Raw genomic sequence first — 17,864 nt, 5'->3', positions numbered from 1 at the left:
GGCGCTGTTGCCGCGCTCACGGGCTGAGTCGTCTCGCCCTGCGAGTGCACGGTCCAGCACTACGGAGTGGAGATCGACTGCCGTCGCCACCGCGGTGCGGGAGCTTGGTACGTCAAGACTGCCGGATGAGGCAGAAAGGGTGTCCGACGGGATCGGAGAACACCCGGAAGTCACGTTTTCCGCCGTCGTCCTCAAGATCGAGAGGACGCGCGCCCAGTGCGATGACCTTCTGCTGTGCCGCGTCGATGTCCTCGACGGCGAGGTCAAGGTGGAGTTGCTGAGAGTCGTGATCGGCGGCGGGCCAGTCGGGCGGCTTGAGGCCCGGCGAGAGCTGGAAGGACATGCGCTGACCAGCTGGCGGCCGAAGATCGACCCAACTGCCGTCTCCCCTGAAGTCGTCGATATCGCCGCCCAGCACGGCGGCGTAGAACTCGGCGAGCTGCCGTGGCTGCGGACAGTCCACGACGACAGTCAGCATGGTGGCGAAACCCATCGTTCTCGTCCTTCCTCAGTCGGGGCGCCGCATGGGGGCGCAGAGGACCGAGTGCCCCGGCGGATGCGCGTAACCCGGGAGCACGCTCTCTCTTTGGCGCCGGTCACAGCGGGATGGGGGGCAGCACTACCCTCCGGTCAGGTCCTGTCGTCGGGTGCAGAGGGCAGCTGCTCATCCGAGATGTATGGGCTCTTCACCCAAGTGGCACAGGGGCGCGTGGGGAAACGTGCCGTCCGCGCGCACCTCCACCTGCGGGCGGGCGGCAACAGCATGGCGCTCGATCGTCAGGAGGTACGTAGGTGGGCGTGCGCACGGCAGCGCACAGAGCCGGTCAGGGCTGCTGTTGCGGCACTCGGTCCGTTGGCGTGACCTGAATACCGATGTTTCCACGTCACCCGAGGCAAGGAGGAAAAGATGCCGCGAGGTTCCAGCACGAAGCGGGAACGTCAGTACGAGCATGTCAAGGAGAGCGCCGAAGACCGCGGAGAGTCGAAGGGGCGGGCGAAGGAGATCGCCGCCCGCACGGTCAACAAGGAACGCGCCCGGTCGGGGGAGTCGAAGTCAGCCAGCAAAACCTCCACACACGACAAGAAGTCAGCCTCGCAGCGTGGCGGCGAACGCTCCCACAGCGGCGCGCAGGGACCGACGAAGGATCAGTTTTACGAGGAGGCGAAGAAGCGGCACATCGAGGGGCGCTCGTCGATGAACAAGCAGGAGTTGCGAAAGGCTCTCGGTCGCTGACGCGCAGGCATCGCGTGCCGCCGTTGCTCTCAATTCGTCTGGCCTCGGACAGGGCGTCCAGTAATTGCCGAGAACTCGTCACGAGACCCCGCTGACAGCTCGCCCGACGGGCTCTCGCCCACTGGGATGACGTCACTGGGCACAGCGCGCCGCAAAATGCCGGACGTGCCTAGGCTGGATGGAGCGTCACAGTGAAATCGGAGGGCCTCATGATCGCCTTAGGTGTAATTCTGCTGGTCATCGGCTTCGTCACGGGAATCAGCATCCTGTGGACCATCGGTGTCATCCTCGTCGTCATCGGAGCCATCCTCTGGATCATGGGAGCGGTCGGACACTCCGTCGGCGGACGCAAGCATTACTGGTAGCAAGCAGGTCACTAGGGGGGAGCGCGGCAGGCGCGGTGGGGATTCTTCCCGCCACCAGAGAGGCAGGCCAGACCATGGCTAAGCAGCCGAAGTCATCCCAGCCCTCGCACGGCGAGGGCCCCGGCCGGCATAAGGGCACCAAACAGCACGGTTGGTCTCCCGATGTCGACGAGACCCGTCAGCAGGACAACCCGAGCGCCCACCGCTCCTTCCATCCGGGCGAGCACGCCCCCGCCAAGGGCCCCGGGCGCAAGGTCTCCAAAGAGGAGGCCGGGAACCCGCATGGCGAGCCCGTGAAGAGCAGGGGGCGCCGCGGCGAGGACCAGAGCAAGGCCGGCAGTGACGACAAGGGTATGCACGACACCGGCCCGCGAGGGCGCTCCCAGCGCCCCAGTGGAACCAAGGACGCATCCGCCCACACCGGCGTCGACCCCAAGGATCCGCCAGGCACGCGTAGCCGAGGCTGAACATCGCGACCCGATCCGCTGCCCGTGGCGGGTGCAGCGGGTGGCCCAGCCAGGTGCCCGACAGCGCCACAGCCGTGCCTTATCGCCCCGTACCCAGGTCCCGCCAGGCGCGCCACGCCGTCTCATACGTCGCTGTCCGCGTTTCAGCCCAACCGCCCGTGGCTGGCGGGCCGTACTCGTCGCGCAGGCGCAGGACCTCGCGGTGCGCCGCGTAAGCGGCGTGCTGTCTCTCAACCAGTTCATCGAAGGTGTGTGCCACGAGCGGATCTTGAGCAGGCGCGAGGCGACGCGATCGTTGACCGCCCTGCCCTGCCCTGCCCTGCCCGATACCAAGGGGTCGTTGAATCCCTAACAGGACGGCGGGTGCCGCGAACTGCACCATGATGGAGGCGTTGCGGTGCGTGATCACCTGCGGGGCCTCTTTGCCTCCATTCAGAGGGGAAGTCGGCGAATGTTGCTGCCAGCGAAGACCGAGGTCGCCCGTCACCTGCAGTTTTACCGCACATGGGAGCGCAGACTGCGCACTACACCCACTGATCACCAAGCCCGAAAGTGCTTCGAGGACGCCGCCTACACGCTTTGTGTCCTGCTGGGGCAACGCTGCGGCCGGGAGGCCGCCGACGCGGCCGAGGAGTACCTGCACCCCATGGGGCCCTGCGCTAACGCTGCAACGTGAACCGACTCGAAGGCAGCACGGTTACGACGGACAATGAACTTGCACAACGGTGCTTCGGCGCGGAGGCATCTTCGCGAGCGGGCCGCGCGCCGCTCCGGTCGATCCTGTCCGGGCGCCTCGCTTCTCGCGGGAGAGCAAGATTTCCGACCGTTGAGGAGCGTCCCATGCTCACCACCGCCGCCTTGCGACGCACTAAAGCCGCCCACGAGGACAGTCCCGACACGGCGGCCGCTTTCGGCTCCCTAGCAGGGCTGAGTGAAGGGCCCGAAAGGGATCGGCTGCGCGAGGAAGTCATCGAAGCGTGGTTGCCGATGGCGCACCGCATCGCTAGCGGCTTCCGCGATAAGGGCGAAAGCATCGAGGATCTGCGTCAGGTGGCGGCCATGGGGCTGGTCAAGGCCGTCAACAGCTACGACCCGCAGCGTGGCCGCTTTGAGCCCTACGCCGTGCCCACTATCAGGGGCGAACTTCGCCGGCACTTCCGCGACCACATGTGGGACGTCCACGTACCGCATCGCGTACAGGGACTGCGCAACAAGGTCCGCCTCGCTCGCCAAGAGCTGGCACAGCAGCCCGGCGGCAGCACGGAACCCGATGTCGGCGCTATAGCCGCCCGCGCGGCCCTGACCGAGGACGAGGTCCGCGAAGGCCTCACGGCCATCGACGGGTTCAGCGCTCTCTCCCTCGACGCGGAACTTCTCCCTGTTGACGGCCAGGGGGACAACCTCGTCGACTCGCTGGGCGCTCTTGATAGTGCTTACGACATCGTCATCGACCGCGAAGCCGCCAAGGTCGGCCTGGAGCATCTACCGGAGCGCGAGCGCAGCATCCTGTACATGCGGTTCTTCGAGGACCTGACGCAGAGCCGGATCGGAGCGAGGTTCGGCATCTCACAGATGCATGTCTCGCGCCTCATCCATGACAGTTGCATGCGCGTTCGTGAGGAAGCCAGTTGCGACTGCGACTGCGGCGAGGGCGGTTAGGCTGCCTGAATGCGGGGTCGGGCTCAAGGCCGACCCCGCAGTGAGAGTCGTAGGCAGACGGCGGGGCCGGCCGAGGCCGATCACAGATTGTGCACTCCGCCGCTTCGCCACAGCGGGAACTGCGGATTGGTCTCTGGGAAACCATGATTCATGGTCGGCTGGTTTTGTTGTAGCGCCGCGCGGTCGACGCCCTCTTGGCTGCGGTCAAACTAAGCCACCTCGACGATGCCAGCGCGCACAGCTGCGGCGGCCCACTTGGCGACGAGCTCCTCGTACCGCTGCCGCGTGTCCCCGGACAGCCAGCCGCCGCACGCCAGCACGAGCGCGCGGATCTCCTCATTCACCGCACCAGCGGGCCGCGCGGGACCTGGGTCCGGGGGGGGGGCGGTTTGGATCAAGCTTAGGTGTCCGGTCTGACACAGCCCAGCGGTCAGCGGGATCGGCATAGTCCGATCAGTCGGCGGAGCGGTCGGCTGCGCGGGTGAACCGTCGCCGTGCCTACGATTGAGCGGGACATTGGCTACCTTCGTGGCTCAGTCATCAGTCCCGGTCACCGGTAGGGCTTATCTCCTCGGAATGGGTTGCTGCCCAGCTTGCGAGGAGCTTGAGCCGGTCCTCGTCAGGGGTGCCCGGCTCGGCCGTGTAGATGGTCAGGGAGTGGACCTCGCGTGGAGAAATGGGCAAGTCCAGCGGTTGGTAGACGAGCTCGATGCTCCCGGCGTCGGGGTGCTGGAACTGTTTGACCCCGCCGTGGTGGATGCGCACGTCGTGGGCGGCCCAACGAGTGCGGAAGTCGGTGCTCATCGTGCACAGTTCACCGATCAGTTCGCGCAGCGCCTTGTCGTGCGGGTAGCGGCCGGCCTCGGCACGCAGCAGGGCGACGGTGGCGCCAAGGGCGCCGTCCCAGTCGGCGACGAAGTCGGGTGCCCCGCGGTCGAGGAACCAGTACCGGGCGAAGTTCGGCCGTCCTCGAGCATCGGTGGTTTCGCTATCGAACAGTGGCGCGAACAGGGCGCGGGCCAGTGCGTTGGTGGCGACGATGTCGAGACGCCCGTTGGTGACGAAGGCTGCGGACAGGGTCATGGAGTCGAGCAGCCACTGGATGCGGACCGGCACGTCGACGGCCTTGCGGCGGCGGGGGCTGCGGCTGGAGGGTTGTGCGGCGCGGGCCAGGTCGAACAGGTAGGTGCGTTCGTCGTCGTCCAGCTGCAGCGCACGGGCGACCGCGTCGAGGACGTCTTCGGACACGCCGTTGATGTGGCCCTTCTCCAGACGCGTGTACCACTCGGTGCTGACGCCGGCGAGGACGGCGACCTCCTCGCGCCGCAGCCCCGGAACCCGCCTTCGGCCACTGGTGGGCAGCCCGACCTGCTCCGGGGTGATCTTGGCGCGCCGGGTGGCGAGGAAGTCACGGATGTCGGCGCGGCGGTCGGGGAGGCGTTCCATGCCTCAACGCTACGGCGCGAGCCTCTGGGGGAGGGGGTTGAGCTTGTCCCCCCTATAAGTCCAGCCTCCCGCGCCTGTGGCAGAAGCGGTTTCGTGGGGTGCGCCCCCGATTTCGACCTGCTGCGGAGATGAAACATGACGACGCGAGGAGACACCCTCCACGCCCCCGACGTCCTGCAGGGCGCTGGCCCTGGGCAGCCGCCTGCCCGGCTTCCGCTCGTCGTCTACGTCCTGGCACTGGGCACGTTTTTGATGGGCACGACCGAGTTCGTGGTGGCGGGCCTGCTGCCGGAGATTGCCGGTGACGTGCAGGTCAGCGTGGCCCAGGCCGGTCTGTTGATCACTGTCTTCGCGGTCGGGATGATCGTCGGCGCGCCGGTGATGGCGATGCTGACGTTGCGGCTTCCCCGGAGGCTGACCCTGATGCTGGCGCTGGGGGTCTTCGCGGCCGGGCACGTCATCGTCGCCGTCGGCTCCAGCTTTTCGCTGTTGCTGGCCGCCCGGTTCCTGACCGCGTTGGCGACCGGAGCGTTCTGGGCGGTGGCCAACGTGGTGGCCGCCCGTGCTGCAGGCCCCGCCTCGAGCTCCCGCGCCCTGGGCGTCGTGGGCGCCGGCGCGATGCTCGCCAACGTCGTCGGCGTGCCGCTGGGCGCTTTCGCCGGACAGATCATGGGCTGGCGTGGCCCGTTCTGGGCGCTCGCGGCCCTGGGGGCAGCCGCCATGGTGCTCATCGCTCGCCACGTCCCGCACGACGAAGCAAGTCCCACGGTGGTGTCGATCCGCTCCGAGCTGACCGCTGTGCGCTCGGGCCGGATGTGGCTGGTCCTCGCGGCCTGCGCGACCACGACGGGCGGCGTGCTGTCGACGTACTCCTACATCTCTCCGCTGCTGACCGACCGGGCCGGGCTGGCCTCCGGCCTCGTGCCGCTGGTCCTGGTCGGATTCGGCGTCGGTGCCCTGGCGGGCTTCCTCGTGGGCGGCCGCCTGGGAGACCACCGCCCGCATGCAACGACCATCTCTGCCGCTGCGACCACCACGATCCTGCTCCTGGCGCTGTGCCTGCTGTCCCGGTCCGTCGCGCCCACGATCGTGCTGGTCGCCCTGCTGGGGCTGTTCGGACTTGGCGCCAACCCGGTACTGATCTCCCTCGGCGTCCGCTTCGCAGGCCGGGCCCCCACCCTGGGCTCCGCCCTCACTGTCTCGGCATTCAATCTCGGCACGGCCGTCGGCTCCTGGATCGCCGGCCTCGCTCTCGAGTCACCCCTGCAAGCCACCGGTCCCGCCGCCGTCGGCACCGCCATCGCGGCTCTCACGCTGATCCCCACGATCGCTATCGCGCTCACCCAGCGCCGCCGCTCGGCGGTCGTGATGTCGAGCCCGGGACCGGACACTTCGGCCCCTTGAGCGGGCGCGACCGCAAAAGCCTTCCACACCGAGGAAGGCCGGCGCCGTGCCTTCCCGAACACGAACTGGTGCCTTCAGGCACCCGCACCATGAAAGCAAGGAGATCCACGATGCGTGGAGTAGTGATGCACACCGCCGGCGACGTCCGCGTGGAGGAGCGCGAGGATCCGAAGATCATCGAGCCCACGGACGCGATCGTGAAGCTGACCGCGACCTGCATATGCGGTTCGGACCTGTGGCCGTATCGCGGTATCGAACCCGCCGACCGCACGCTCATGGGCCACGAATACGTGGGCGTGGTCGAGGAGATCGGTGACGCGGTGGAAACCGTCAAGCCCGGAGACTTCGTCGTCGGCTCTTTCGTCATCTCCGACAACACCTGCGAGATCTGCCGGGCCGGCTTCCAGTCCAAGTGCGTGCACGCCGAGTTCGTCCACGCAGGTATCGGCACCCAGGCCGAGAAGGCCCGCATCCCGCTGGCCGACGGCACCCTGGTCGCCACCCCCGGACAGCCCGACCCCGAGCTGGTCCCGGCCCTGCTTGCCGCGTCCGACGTCCTGGGCACCGGCTGGTACGCCGCCGTCGCCGCCGAGGCCGGTCCCGGCAAGACCGTCGCAGTCGTCGGCGACGGCGCGGTCGGCCTGATGGCGGTCCTGGCCGCCAAGCAGCGCGGCGCCGAGAGGATCATCGCGATGTCCCGCCACCCCGAGCGGCAGAAGCTGGCCCGCTACTACGGCGCCACCGACATCGTCGAGGAGCGCGGCGAGGAAGGCATCGCCAAGATCAAGGAACTCACCGACGGCCTCGGCGCGCACTCGGTCGTCGAGGCCGTCGGCACCCAGGAAGCGTTCATGCAGGCCGTCGGCGCCACCCGCGGCGGCGGGCACCTGGGCTACGTGGGCGTCAACTACGACGTGTCCATCCCCGGCATCGAGCTGTTCTTCGCCGGCATCCACACCCTTGGCGGCCCCGCCCCCGTGCGCCGCTTCCTGCCCGAGCTGATCCAGCTGATCTGGGACAAGAAGATCGATCCCGGCAAGGTCTTCGACCTCACCCTCCCCCTGGAGCAAGCGTCGGAGGGCTACAAGGCGATGGACGAGCGCCGCGCGACCAAGGTCCTGCTTACCCTCTGACAACCGGGCCGACAGCACGCTCGCGCCCTCCACCCCAACGCACGGAAGGAGAACCCGACCACATGGCCCTGATCTTGGTGACGGGAGCCTCCAGCGGGCTCGGCTATACGACGGCTACCGCGCTGGCCGAGGAGGGCCACGACGTGGTCGTCCACGCCCGCACCCCGGCACGCGTCACCGCGCCGGTGGGAGGGGGCCGGTGGACGGGCGTGGTGACCGGGGATCTGGCGGAGACCGGCGAGGTCCCCGGCCTCGCCCGGCAGGCCGCCGCGTTCGGCCGCTTCGATGCGGTCATCCACAACGCCGGCACCATGCACACCCCCGAAGCGGCTACCGTCAACACGATCGCGCCGTACCTGCTGACGGCCCTGATGGACAAGCCGTCCCGACTCATCTTTCTGAGCAGCTCCATGCATCGGGGCGGTTCCACCAGCCTTGCGCGATTGGCGGACGGCACGGCCTCCTACAGCGACAGCAAGCTGTGGGTGACCACCTTGGCCATGGCTGTCGCCTCCCGGTGGGAGTCGACAGGCGCCCAGGCCGTCGATCCGGGTTGGGTGCCCACCCGGATGGGTGGCCCCGGCGCGATCGACGACCTGGCCGCCGGCCACCAGACTCAGGTCTGGCTGGCCACCCAGGACGACATCACGCCGCCCACCGGCGGCTACTGGTACCACCAGCGCACCCAGGACCCGCACCCCGCCGCGCGCGACCCCGAGTTCCAGGACCGGCTTCTGCACGCCCTGGAGGAGCGCACGGGGGTTCGGCTCGACTGACCGCCGACCGGGCGTCAGCGCCCCTTTCCGGTCTCGGGGGAGGTGATGCCCGAGCTGGCGCGGCGCATGGCCTGATACAGCGCGGCATCCTCCGGAGGATCCGGCAGCGGGCCACGGCCGGGAGCCTTGAAGGACTGGATCATCCAGGCGACCGGGCGGCGCCAGGCATCGGGCGCGTCCTCACCGGTGGCGCTCAGAACGCCGGCGTTGGCCATAAGCAACAGGACCAGGTCCCGGCTGGTGAAGTCCTCGCGCAGGTCTCCGCTGTCCTTGGCGCGGGCGATGAGCTCCAGGAAGCCCTCATACGCCTCAGCGCGGCAGGCCTCCAGGGTCTCGGCTCCGGGCAGGCTCATCGTCAGGACATCGGCGAAGCCTCGGTCGGCCGCCTGCATCGCACAGACCGTTTCGATGTAGCCGGCGAAGCTCTGCCACGGGTCGGAGTTGGCGAGAGCCTCGGTGGTGGCTTGCACGTAGGCGTCCATCCGGTCCGCGAAGACGGCCGCGACCAGTGCCTCCTTGGTGGGGAAGCGGCGGAACATCGTGGCGATCCCCACCTCGGCCTCCCGGGCGACCGAGGCCATCGACGCGCTCAGCCCGTCGCGGCGGAAGACCGTGCGCGCTGCGGCGATGATCCGCGCCCGATTGCGCTCCGCATCGCTGCGCAGCGGCTGAGCTGCGGACTCGGCCGTGGTCCCGGCGCTGCCAGTGTGCTGATCCCGAGGGTGCATGCGGACCAGACTAGCAAACCGGATAGCCCTATCCGATTCCCGTGTTACGCTCGACCTTGAACCGGAAAGGGCTATCCGGATCGGAAAATGGATAGCCTTATCCACCTCTGCTCGACGGAAGGCTTCCCATGCCCACCATTGCCATCGTCGGCGCCGGCCCCCAGCTGGGGCTGGCCATCGCCCGCACCTTCGGCTCCCACGGCCACAACGTCGCCCTGATCTCCCGCAACCGCGCCAAGCTCGACGACCTGACAGGCAAGCTGGCCGCCGACGGCATCACCGCCGCTGCCTTCCCCGCCGACGTCCTCGACCGCGACGCACTCGCCCGCGCACTACAGGACGCCGCCCTGCGTTTCGGCGGCATCGATGTACTGGAGTACTCCCCGGTCGGCGGCATTGACTCCACCACCCTCACCACCCCGAGCGCGACCGAACCCGCAGATGTGCAGCACGAGATGGACTTCCAGCTCTACGGGGCCATCGCCGCCACCCGGGCGGTGCTGCCCGCGATGCACGAGTCTGGGGCCGGCACACTGCTCTACACCACCGGCGCCGGTTCCATCGACCCCGTTCCTCAGGTCGGCAACGTCAACGCCGCTGCCGCGGCCCTACGCAACTGGGCGATCAACCTGCACAAGGAGCTGGCCGGCAGTGGCATCCAGGCCGCCCACGTCGGCATCGACGTCTCCATCGGCATCTCGGTCATCCCCGGCTTCCCGACGGCACAGCCCGAGGAGATCTCCCCGGTCTACTGGGAACTGCACACCACCGACCGCAACAAGGCCGAACGCGTCTTCAGCCGCTGACACCACGCTGCGTCCCCTGGATCGTGCCGCGGCGGTCTCTGCCGCCGCACGATCAACGGGCGCGGCCCTGCGCCCCGCCAACATGTCCGCGAAGCACCGTGAACGCACGCAGCCCGGGCTTCGCCGCCTCGCGGGGCGCTTGCCAATGACCGCGATCGCCCGCCCCAAGCCCGCCGTACCCCTGGGTCGGCCGCTCGACGCACTCTCCGCCGCCGGGTGCCAAAGGATCTTCGCTCTTCGTCTCGCACTATCAACCCACCTCAACACCTTGCCCATGCAGAAACAGTCCAGGGTGCGAGGGTCACGTCTGTGCGGCGAGTACGAGTTGGTGGTACCCCAGGTCCGACTGGCTTGTGGCCTCGATGAAGAGGCCGACGCCGTCGAGCTGGTTGCTGAGGGCTGCGAGGACGTGCTCCGTTTCTGGCTGGACCTCGGCGTCGACGGATTCCGCTTCGACGTCGCCCACGGCATGGCCAAGGACCTGCGCGATCCGCTACGGGAGCTCGGCTCCGGTCAGGTCCACCACCGCATCGTCGGTGACGGCTGGGACGGGGACCACCCGTTCTGGGACCGCGACGACGTGCACGACATACTGCGAGGGTTCCGCCGGGTCACGGGTGCCTACCAGCCGCCGCGTGCCACCGTAGCGGAGTCGTGGGCAGCCCTCGACCGGCGCGCCCTCTACACCCGGCCCGACGAACTCCACCAAGCCTTCAACTTCGACTTCCTGACCTGCCCTTGGCGGGCGGACGCGCTGCGCGTCACCATCGACCGCTCCCTTGCCCTGGCTGCCACCACCGGCGCCGCACCCAGTTGGGTACTGTCCAACCACGACGACGTACGCCACGCCTCCCGACTATCCCTGCCACCGGGAACGGACCCCGACGAATGGTTGCTGACCGATGGCCGCACCCCACACATCGATCCCGTCCGTTCGGAACGCCGGGCCCGCGCGGCGGCCCTGCTCCTCCTGGCCCTGCCCGGTGCCGCATACGTCTACCAAGGCGACGAACTCGGGCTACCTGAAGTCGCCGACCTGCCCGAGGAGGTGCTCCAGGACCCGGTACGCCACCGTTCGTCCGGCGCGCGCAAAGGCCGCGACGGCTGCCGCCTCCCGTTTCCATGGACCCCCACGGGCCCGTCGTACGGGTTCGGCCCCGGCCCCGCGTGGCTGCCTCAGCCCGCTTCGTACGCTGCCTTGTGTGCCGAAGCGCAGACTCGGAACCCCCACAGTGCCTTGTCTCTCTACCGCGGGGCCCTGCACCTGCGCCGCACCCTGTTGCGTCCCGAGGCTTCCCTGCGCTGGAGTTCTCCGCCGCAGGCGGAGCTTCTCGACTTCAACGTCGGCGGACTGCGGTGCGTCGTCAACTTCTCCGAACAACCGGTCGCGGCGCCGGACCCCGACGAGCCGCTGTTGGTCAGCGAGCCTCTGCGGGGAGCTGAATATGGAGTGGGACCGGATGTGGCGGTGTGGTTCTCGTCGACGGGCGGCAGACGCCGCACCCCGGCCCCTGTTGTGCGGCCGCCGTATCCAGTCGCTTGATATCACCATGGGGCGTGGCCCGAGGTGTATCGCCCGGAGGCGTGTTTGTGCGAGGTGTCAGGTCGAAGGCACGGACAGCACCGGGCTTGAGACACGGGCCGCAGACGTGAAGCGCGAGGCGGCTGACAGGGGGCCGATCCCTCTTTGCGACGTCCAGGTTAAGGAAGAGGGCGGCTGGCTGACAGCAGCGCCATCCCGAGCTTGTGTCGTCCCCGTCCGCGGGCGATCCAGGACGCCGCCTGTACCGCGGACGCTGTCACGTTGCAGACAGCGTGCACGAGGCCGACTCGTTGCGTGCCGCCATAGGTGTCGGACCAGTCAGACGCCCCCGACGCTGCGGTCGGCAGCGCGGCGATCAGTCCGATACCGACGAGCCGACGGGCCGATGCGGCTCCTGCCCTGCCTGCGGTCACGTCCAGGACGGAGGCCATGGCCCACGCACCGATGGGCACGTCCGTCAGCATCGGGTGCACCGGGTGGCCCAGCCAGGTGCCCGACAGTGCGTTCTTGATCGCGTCGGGATGCGTTGCCCGCGCCACCCAATCGGCGGCCTTTTGCGATACGCCGTCGAGCGCCTGCAGGCCCTCGACCTCTTCGGTCAGCTTCGGCAACACGGTCGCTCCTCGTCACGGACGGACAGGCTGAGCGGGCTTCCGGAAAGCTACCGACCCATGGTCTCCCCTGGCCGGGCACCCGCCAACTTGAGCACGTCCCCCGGACGCGACCGCTGCTCTCAGACACTCTTCTCGCGGAAACCTCGCGTCATCTGTTTTCTCGATGACACCAGACGACGGTCGGCCAGTGACAGCGAGTGTGAAGCGGGTGAATCATGTCCGCCGCCGAGGATTGCCCGGGCCAGGCGGCTGCCGAAAGCCCCACCTTGGCCCAACTGGATGCGCGGCTCGTCCTGTGCCGAGCCTGCCCGCGCCTCGTCGCGTGGCGCGAGGAGACCGCACGCGTCAAACGCCTCGCCTTCCGGCCGTCCCGCGACGCGCGTCCCGTGTCGGCCATTGCCGTACAGCCCGGCAGTCGGCGGGCCCTGCGACGCGACGTGGGGGCGACCGCGTCAACTGCCGGGCGGCCGCACCGTTTTCCAGAGAGCAGGCTTCTCCGCCGCCATGGGTATTCGCGTGCTCCCGCAGTTCACTGCTGAGGTCCCGTGTCTTCGCCCTCGCCTCACTCACGTGCCTCCTGTGCTTCGACTGTCGCGTCCAGCTCCCGCCGTTCACCGGCGGCACGGGCACGGTCCTTCGCCGTGGCCTCGGTGACGTCCAGGAACACCTGGTCGGCGAGAGGCCAGCGGTCGGTCATGTCCGACTTGATGCGGACGAGTACCTCTTCGACATCCTCGCTGTCCATACCGCCGACCAGGTCGACGCGGACGGCGACGAGCGTCGAGCGGGTGCCCAGGCGCATGGTCAGCAGGGTGCTGACGGTATCGATCTCCCGCTGCTCGTCGAGAAACTCGTGGATCTCGCGGCGCAGTACAGGGTCGGCAGCCTCGCCGATCAGCTGCGCGCGCGACTGGCAGGCCAGTTGGAACGCGACGAAGACGAGCAAGGCACCGATGAGGAGCGAGGCCCAGGCTTCGTAGGCGATGTTGCCGGTGAGCATGTGCAGGCCCACGCCGGCGATGGCGAGCACGACACCCAGGCAGGCGGTGGAGTCCTCGGCGAGCACCGTCCGCAGGGCCGGGTCGTCGCCCGCGCGGATCTCGCGCACCATGCCACGCGAGGCGCGCCGGGCATTGCCGCGGATCTGCACCAGAGCCCTCACCAGCGAGGATCCCTCCGCGAGGAGCGCGACACCGAGCACGGCGAGCACCACGACGTAGCCGTCGCGTGTCTCGGAGCCGCCCGAACGCAATGCCTCGATCCCCTGGAAGAAGGAGAAGCAGCCGCCCATCACAAAGATGCCGACGGCAGCGAGCAGGGACCAGAAGTAGCGTTCCTTGCCATATCCGAAAGGATGCTTGGCGTCCGGGGCGCGGGTGCTGCGCTTGAGCGAGGCCAGCAGGAAGACCTCGTTGATGCTGTCGGCCACCGAGTGCGCCGCCTCGGACAGCAGGGCCGGCGAGTGCGAGAAGAGCCCACCGAGCAGTTTGGCCAGCGCGATGACGAGATTGGCGCCGAGAGCGACATAGACGGTGACAGCCGTCCTGCTGTCCTCGTCCGGGTCACTTCGCTTCTGCTGGGCGTCAGACATCGTTCCACCTTGGTCGTGAGCAGGGGCGAGGCAATTCGAGAGTGGGGTCTAATGGGGCGCGCCTGAGGGTCTGCGCGGTACCTGGCGCCCGGAGCGCGGCGGACTCCCCGTCCGATCACGGGCAGCACCCCTCTTTGAGCTACGGCTCACAGGAGGAGTACGGCGATCGTCGCGATACCCGACACCGCGAAGTCGGAGCACTCACTGACGTGCCCTGCCTGTAGCCGTGGTAGAGGTAGTACCCGGCGAGCGCGGTGCCACGTGCTGCGGTGCACGACTGTCCGGGCGAGCATGGCCGCGAGGCCGGTGGACAGCAGCCCGAGCAGCACTCCGGTGGCGCGCCAGGGCGGGGGCGTGGTGGACGGAACCGTGGCGATGGCATGGGTCACCTCAGCAACTTGACATGCTCCTCGTGCCCCAGGAGGGCGTACGAGTCAACAGAGGAGGGCGGTCAGCAGCGCGATGCCCGCCAGTGTGAACGCGACGTAATCGCCGAGGTGGCCCGACTGGAGACGGTGGAGGGGCGCGGCCCAGCGCGCCGGTTCGTCGGGCGCGGGCCGGCGTACCGCCGTCCAGGCGAGCCCGAGCGCCAGGGCCGAGGAGAGAAGCCCCAGGGTGACCCCGACTCCCGTCCAGTGGGGTGCGGGTGTGACCGGGGGCGGCGCCGTTTCTGCCGTCCCCAGTACAGCGGCCGTGTATCCGGCGTGATCGGTGAATGCGTCGGCTGCCCGGCCCACGGCCGGCCATAGCCCCGGCACCAGCCCCACGGCCAGCGCACCTGCCATGAGCACCACGGGTACGGCGAGCATCGTGTCCGGGATGCGCCTCAGCGGGCCGCCTGTCTCCGGTTCCTCGTCCTTGCCTGTGGTGGTCTCCAGGCTGCCGGAGGGACGGGGGCCCCAGCCCAGGAAGATCCGCGCGGAGGCGCGCAGGACGGCCCCTCCCGTGAGTGCCGAGGCGGCCACGAAGACGGAGGTCGGCCACCACCCCGCGGCCTCCTCGGACACGGCCTTGCCCAGGCCCGTACCAAAGGGCGGCAGCCCGGCGAGAGCCAGCCCGCCCGCGGAGAAAAGCACACCGACCAGGGGGAGTTGCCGTGCCCGGCCGTGCAGTTCGTGTTCGTCGACGCTGCTGAACCGGTCCAGGAGGATGCCCGCGCAGGCGAAGAGCGCGGCCTTCACCCCCGCGTGGGCGAGGACGTACAGGATGGTGCCCCCGAGGCCCTCCGGGCTGAGGACCGAGACGCCGATGAGGAAAAGGCCCGTGTGGGAGACGCTGGAGAACGCGAGCAGCCGCTTCAGATGGCGTTGCTGCCAGCACATCACGGCGCCGACGAGGGCGGTGAGCACGCCGAGGGTCAGCAGGGCGCGGTGCACGTCGGGCCCCGGGACGCCGCCGGGGCCGGCGAACACGGTCCAGTAGACACGTGCCGTGCCGTAGACGCCGAGCTCGACCATGACTCCCGACAGCAGCATGCAGACGGGCGTCGGGGCGACGGCATGCGCGTCGGGAAGCCAGAAGTGGAACGGGACGGCCGCCGCCTTGACGAGGAGACCGGTGAGGACCAGGACGAAGGCGGCCAGGACCAGCGCGTCAGGGCGTCCGTCGTGCGGGTGGCTGTCGAGCCGTGCGCCGATCTGCGCGAGGCCGAGCTCACCGGTGCGCGCGTACAGCAGGCCGATGCCGAACAGCGTGGTGTAGCCGCCCAGTGAATTGATGACGCCGAACGTCAACGCGCCCTGAACTGCCCGGGCTTCCTCCACCCGGTAGCCGGTGAGGGCGTAGGCGACGACGCCCATGAGTTCGAAGAAGACGAACGCGTTGAAGAGGTCACCGGTGAGGACGAAGCCGCACATGCCGGCCTGGAACAGCAGGATCAGGGCGGGGAACGCGCCCGCGTGCCGGTGCGGCGGTTCTTCGAAGTACCGCCAGGAGTAGGCGAGCGCGGCAACGATCAGGACGGAGGTGAGAGCGGCGAGTCCGACGCCGACCCGGTCGCCGACGAGCACGATCCCCACGCTCGTGCCGTCGCGGGGCCGCCATCCGCCCATCCACTCGACGGCGCGCGCGCCCGCCGACGGGGAGAGCACGAGGAGGGCGACGGCCCACACGGCAGCGCCCGTGGAGAAGACGAAGCCCAGAACCTCGGCGGCGAACCTGGGCAGCCGTCGGCCCGCCGCGACCAGAAGTGCCGCGCCGAGGAGCGGGGTGGCCACGATCAAGGGCAGGAGCTGCGCGGCTGTCACCCTCGGAGCTCCGACAGTTCGTCCGGGTCGACGGTGCCGTGCCGTTTGGAGGTCTGGATGACGAGGGCGAGGAGCAGTGCCGTGACCGTGGCGCCCACGACGACGTCGGTGAGGGCGAGAGCCTGGACGACCGGGTCGACGACGGGGCGGGAGCCGGGGGCGATGTCGGAGAAGACAGGGGCAGTTCCGCCCCGGCGGTAGCCCACGGCGAGCAGCAGCACGTACGTCGAGCTCTGGCACACGGAGAGGCAGCCCACCGCGTGGATCAGATTGCGGCTCGTCGCCAGTCCGTAGCAGCCGACGAGGAAGATCCATCCGGCTGCGAGGTACGGAAGCACGCTCATGACCGGTTCGCCTCCTCGTCCTGGCGCCCCGTCCCGCCGCCCTCGATCTCCAGGGCCTGGTCGAGGAACCGGGCGAGCAGTACGACGACCGCGCCGGCCACCTCCACGCCGATCGCGGCGTTGAGGAGCGGGACGGTGCCGCCGGAGGAGAGGGTGTTGAACGTCCCGTACGGCAGGAAGTTGGCGAGGAACGCCGACCCGGCGAGGAGCCCTGCCGTGCCGACGAGAACATATGCGGCCTCGCCCGCGGCGTCCGCGATCGCGTACGCGGCGGCCGGTCTGATGCGCTCGAGCGCCTTGTAGTCGATGGCGATGTAGAGGAGGTGCAGCGCGGTCGCCACGATGACGCCGCCCTGGAAGCCGCCGCCGGGACTGAGCTGGCCGTGCGCGATGACGTAGAGGCCGACGAGCAGAGCGACGGGCAGGGCGATCAGCGCGTAGCGACGCACATGAGGATCGACCTGGACGGTCTCGGGCGGTTCGCTGTGCTCGTCGCGGGTTTCGCGGAGCAGGACGACGGTTCCGAGGACGGCGGCGAACAGGATGGACTCCTCGCCGAGGGTGTCGAAGGCACGCTGGTCGAAGTTGACGGAGGAGATGACGTTGGCGGTGTGCCGGGCCAGGGCGCTACGGACCGCACGCTCGCCGTACGGGTGCGAAGTGCCGCCGAAACCGGGCAGGTCGAAAGCCGCGCAGGCGAGGAGGACGGCGACGCCGATGCCCCCCACCGCCAACAGCCACAGCCGTGCCTTCCTGCTCACGCGGGCCCCCTCTTCCCGCCGTCGCGTCGGCCACGGCCGCGCACCTTGCGGACGGTGAGCAGGAGCATCAGCGGAGTCAGCGCGGAGCCGACCGCGAGCTGCGAGAGGGCCACATCCGGGGACTGCAGAACGGTGAACAGGACGGTGAGCGCGAGCCCGAGTAGAGCCAGCACGAGTGCCTGACGGGCCGGGTCCCGGGTGAGGACGGCGGCGGTCGCGGCGGCGACGACGAGCGCGAGGGTCAGGAGGACCAGCAGATCAGCCATCATGTGCCTCCCGGGGGAGGGGCGTCCTGCCCGACACCGCCCGGCCGGAGATGGCGTTGCCAGCAGTCAGCAACACCCCGATGACCAGCAGTTTCACGAGGGAACGTCCCGGGCCTGTCGCTACGCAGAGCGGCAGGACGACGAGCGGCGGGGCCGCCGCCGACAGAACCGTCATGGCGTATGTCACCCGGGCGGTGGGTGGATCGGCCGCCAGCTCGTCGGTGAGCAGACGGGCGTAGACGAGCGTCCCGGCCGGTCCCAGGACCGCCAGGACCAGGCCGAGGTCGATGTACGAGGGGCGGGCGTAGCCCTGGGCGAGCAGCAGCATGACCAGGCACACGAGGAGGGTCGCGAGATTCTGTGCGAGGACCCGGCGCCGGAGAGGGCCGGTGGTCGCACCCCAGAGAGCCGGGGCGACGCCGAGTGCCAGCACTGCTGCGGCCGCGAGGAGCCAGCCGTTCACCGGGCCCGTCCCAGATCG

Annotated in this window: 22 protein-coding genes and 1 pseudogene; 11 read left to right on the top strand and 12 right to left on the bottom strand. The window is 69.2% G+C overall.

Going from position 1 to position 17,864, the window contains the following annotated elements:
* Positions 1-112 precede the first annotated feature (112 nt).
* The gene (locus ACFC96_RS12285) at positions 113-493 is read right to left on the bottom strand and encodes a VOC family protein (protein WP_340459829.1); all 381 of its coding nucleotides are present in this window, start codon (positions 491-493) and stop codon (positions 113-115) included.
* Between the two features lie 414 nt (positions 494-907).
* Between ACFC96_RS12285 and ACFC96_RS12280 the strand changes: the two genes are divergently transcribed.
* The 5 genes from ACFC96_RS12280 (at position 908) to ACFC96_RS12260 (ending at position 3,725) form a co-directional block, all read left to right on the top strand.
* Positions 908-1,234 (top strand): plasmid stabilization protein, encoded by a 327-nt coding sequence (locus ACFC96_RS12280; protein ID WP_340459828.1) that lies wholly within the window; start codon positions 908-910, stop codon positions 1,232-1,234.
* Between the two features lie 209 nt (positions 1,235-1,443).
* Positions 1,444-1,599 (top strand): DUF6131 family protein, encoded by a 156-nt coding sequence (locus tag ACFC96_RS12275; protein ID WP_328541385.1) that lies wholly within the window; start codon positions 1,444-1,446, stop codon positions 1,597-1,599.
* A gap of 74 nt (positions 1,600-1,673) precedes the next feature.
* Positions 1,674-2,066: a hypothetical protein gene (locus ACFC96_RS12270; protein WP_340459827.1), complete on the top strand. Its 393-nt coding sequence runs from the start codon at positions 1,674-1,676 to the stop codon at positions 2,064-2,066.
* Positions 2,067-2,517: 451 nt separating this feature from the next.
* Positions 2,518-2,742 (top strand): DUF5133 domain-containing protein, encoded by a 225-nt coding sequence (locus ACFC96_RS12265; RefSeq protein WP_340459903.1) that lies wholly within the window; start codon positions 2,518-2,520, stop codon positions 2,740-2,742.
* A 164-nt stretch (positions 2,743-2,906) separates the two neighbouring features.
* Positions 2,907-3,725 (top strand): SigB/SigF/SigG family RNA polymerase sigma factor, encoded by an 819-nt coding sequence (locus ACFC96_RS12260; protein WP_376611856.1) that lies wholly within the window; start codon positions 2,907-2,909, stop codon positions 3,723-3,725.
* A gap of 209 nt (positions 3,726-3,934) precedes the next feature.
* On the opposite strand, the gene ACFC96_RS12255 is transcribed toward ACFC96_RS12260, so the two are convergent.
* A complete protein-coding gene (locus ACFC96_RS12255) occupies positions 3,935-4,069 on the bottom strand; it encodes a hypothetical protein (protein ID WP_340459901.1) in 135 nt (44 codons plus the stop codon).
* Between the two features lie 196 nt (positions 4,070-4,265).
* Complete coding sequence (locus ACFC96_RS12250; RefSeq protein WP_376611854.1) at positions 4,266-5,171, bottom strand: helix-turn-helix domain-containing protein; 906 nt, start codon at positions 5,169-5,171, stop codon at positions 4,266-4,268.
* Between the two features lie 135 nt (positions 5,172-5,306).
* On the opposite strand from ACFC96_RS12250, the gene ACFC96_RS12245 reads away from it, so the two are divergent.
* From ACFC96_RS12245 to ACFC96_RS12235, 3 genes are all read left to right on the top strand, one after another.
* Positions 5,307-6,575 carry an MFS transporter gene (locus ACFC96_RS12245; RefSeq protein WP_376611852.1) on the top strand — a complete coding sequence of 423 codons (1,269 nt, stop codon included), beginning with the start codon at positions 5,307-5,309 and terminating at the stop codon, positions 6,573-6,575.
* A 110-nt stretch (positions 6,576-6,685) separates the two neighbouring features.
* Positions 6,686-7,708 (top strand): zinc-dependent alcohol dehydrogenase family protein, encoded by a 1,023-nt coding sequence (locus tag ACFC96_RS12240; RefSeq protein ID WP_376611850.1) that lies wholly within the window; start codon positions 6,686-6,688, stop codon positions 7,706-7,708.
* A gap of 62 nt (positions 7,709-7,770) precedes the next feature.
* Positions 7,771-8,484 (top strand): SDR family NAD(P)-dependent oxidoreductase, encoded by a 714-nt coding sequence (locus ACFC96_RS12235; RefSeq protein ID WP_376253057.1) that lies wholly within the window; start codon positions 7,771-7,773, stop codon positions 8,482-8,484.
* Between the two features lie 14 nt (positions 8,485-8,498).
* Here ACFC96_RS12235 and ACFC96_RS12230 read toward each other — a convergent pair whose 3' ends face one another.
* Positions 8,499-9,212 carry a TetR/AcrR family transcriptional regulator gene (locus ACFC96_RS12230; RefSeq protein ID WP_376253060.1) on the bottom strand — a complete coding sequence of 238 codons (714 nt, stop codon included), beginning with the start codon at positions 9,210-9,212 and terminating at the stop codon, positions 8,499-8,501.
* A gap of 128 nt (positions 9,213-9,340) precedes the next feature.
* Between ACFC96_RS12230 and ACFC96_RS12225 the strand changes: the two genes are divergently transcribed.
* Positions 9,341-10,018: an SDR family NAD(P)-dependent oxidoreductase gene (locus ACFC96_RS12225; RefSeq protein WP_376253062.1), complete on the top strand. Its 678-nt coding sequence runs from the start codon at positions 9,341-9,343 to the stop codon at positions 10,016-10,018.
* Positions 10,019-10,310: 292 nt separating this feature from the next.
* Positions 10,311-11,561 carry an alpha-amylase family glycosyl hydrolase gene (locus ACFC96_RS12220; RefSeq protein WP_376611848.1) on the top strand — a complete coding sequence of 417 codons (1,251 nt, stop codon included), beginning with the start codon at positions 10,311-10,313 and terminating at the stop codon, positions 11,559-11,561.
* 158 nt (positions 11,562-11,719) lie between these two features.
* On the opposite strand, the gene ACFC96_RS12215 is transcribed toward ACFC96_RS12220, so the two are convergent.
* Complete coding sequence (locus ACFC96_RS12215) at positions 11,720-12,175, bottom strand: DUF2231 domain-containing protein (protein ID WP_376253066.1); 456 nt, start codon at positions 12,173-12,175, stop codon at positions 11,720-11,722.
* Between the two features lie 215 nt (positions 12,176-12,390).
* Here ACFC96_RS12215 and ACFC96_RS12210 point away from each other — a divergent pair.
* Positions 12,391-12,564, top strand: a pseudogene (locus ACFC96_RS12210) (uracil-DNA glycosylase); the annotation flags it as partial.
* A 173-nt stretch (positions 12,565-12,737) separates the two neighbouring features.
* Here the strand turns inward: ACFC96_RS12210 and ACFC96_RS12205 are convergent.
* From ACFC96_RS12205 to ACFC96_RS12175, 7 genes are all read right to left on the bottom strand, one after another.
* A complete protein-coding gene (locus tag ACFC96_RS12205; protein ID WP_376611846.1) occupies positions 12,738-13,766 on the bottom strand; it encodes a cation diffusion facilitator family transporter in 1,029 nt (342 codons plus the stop codon).
* A gap of 146 nt (positions 13,767-13,912) precedes the next feature.
* Positions 13,913-14,155 (bottom strand): hypothetical protein, encoded by a 243-nt coding sequence (locus ACFC96_RS12200; RefSeq protein WP_340461038.1) that lies wholly within the window; start codon positions 14,153-14,155, stop codon positions 13,913-13,915.
* Between the two features lie 45 nt (positions 14,156-14,200).
* Positions 14,201-16,012 carry a complex I subunit 5 family protein gene (locus ACFC96_RS12195; protein WP_376611844.1) on the bottom strand — a complete coding sequence of 604 codons (1,812 nt, stop codon included), beginning with the start codon at positions 16,010-16,012 and terminating at the stop codon, positions 14,201-14,203.
* Entirely contained in the window at positions 16,009-16,356 is a 348-nt protein-coding gene (locus ACFC96_RS12190; protein ID WP_340460568.1) for a sodium:proton antiporter, read from the bottom strand. The genes ACFC96_RS12195 and ACFC96_RS12190 overlap by 4 nt, the downstream gene beginning before the upstream one ends.
* Complete coding sequence (locus ACFC96_RS12185; RefSeq protein ID WP_376611842.1) at positions 16,353-17,117, bottom strand: MnhB domain-containing protein; 765 nt, start codon at positions 17,115-17,117, stop codon at positions 16,353-16,355. The genes ACFC96_RS12190 and ACFC96_RS12185 overlap by 4 nt, the downstream gene beginning before the upstream one ends.
* On the bottom strand, positions 17,114-17,383 hold the full coding sequence (locus tag ACFC96_RS12180) for a hydrogenase subunit MbhD domain-containing protein (RefSeq protein ID WP_376611840.1): 270 nt from the start codon (positions 17,381-17,383) through the stop codon (positions 17,114-17,116). The genes ACFC96_RS12185 and ACFC96_RS12180 overlap by 4 nt, the downstream gene beginning before the upstream one ends.
* Complete coding sequence (locus tag ACFC96_RS12175) at positions 17,376-17,846, bottom strand: MrpF/PhaF family protein (protein WP_376611838.1); 471 nt, start codon at positions 17,844-17,846, stop codon at positions 17,376-17,378. The genes ACFC96_RS12180 and ACFC96_RS12175 overlap by 8 nt, the downstream gene beginning before the upstream one ends.
* Positions 17,847-17,864 lie beyond the last annotated feature (18 nt).

This window comes from Streptomyces sp. NPDC055955, assembly GCF_042270245.1.
Taxonomy (GTDB): Bacteria; Actinomycetota; Actinomycetes; order Streptomycetales; family Streptomycetaceae; genus Streptomyces.
Note: the sequence above shows the minus strand (reverse complement) of the source record. Positions and strands in the feature narration are given on the sequence as shown.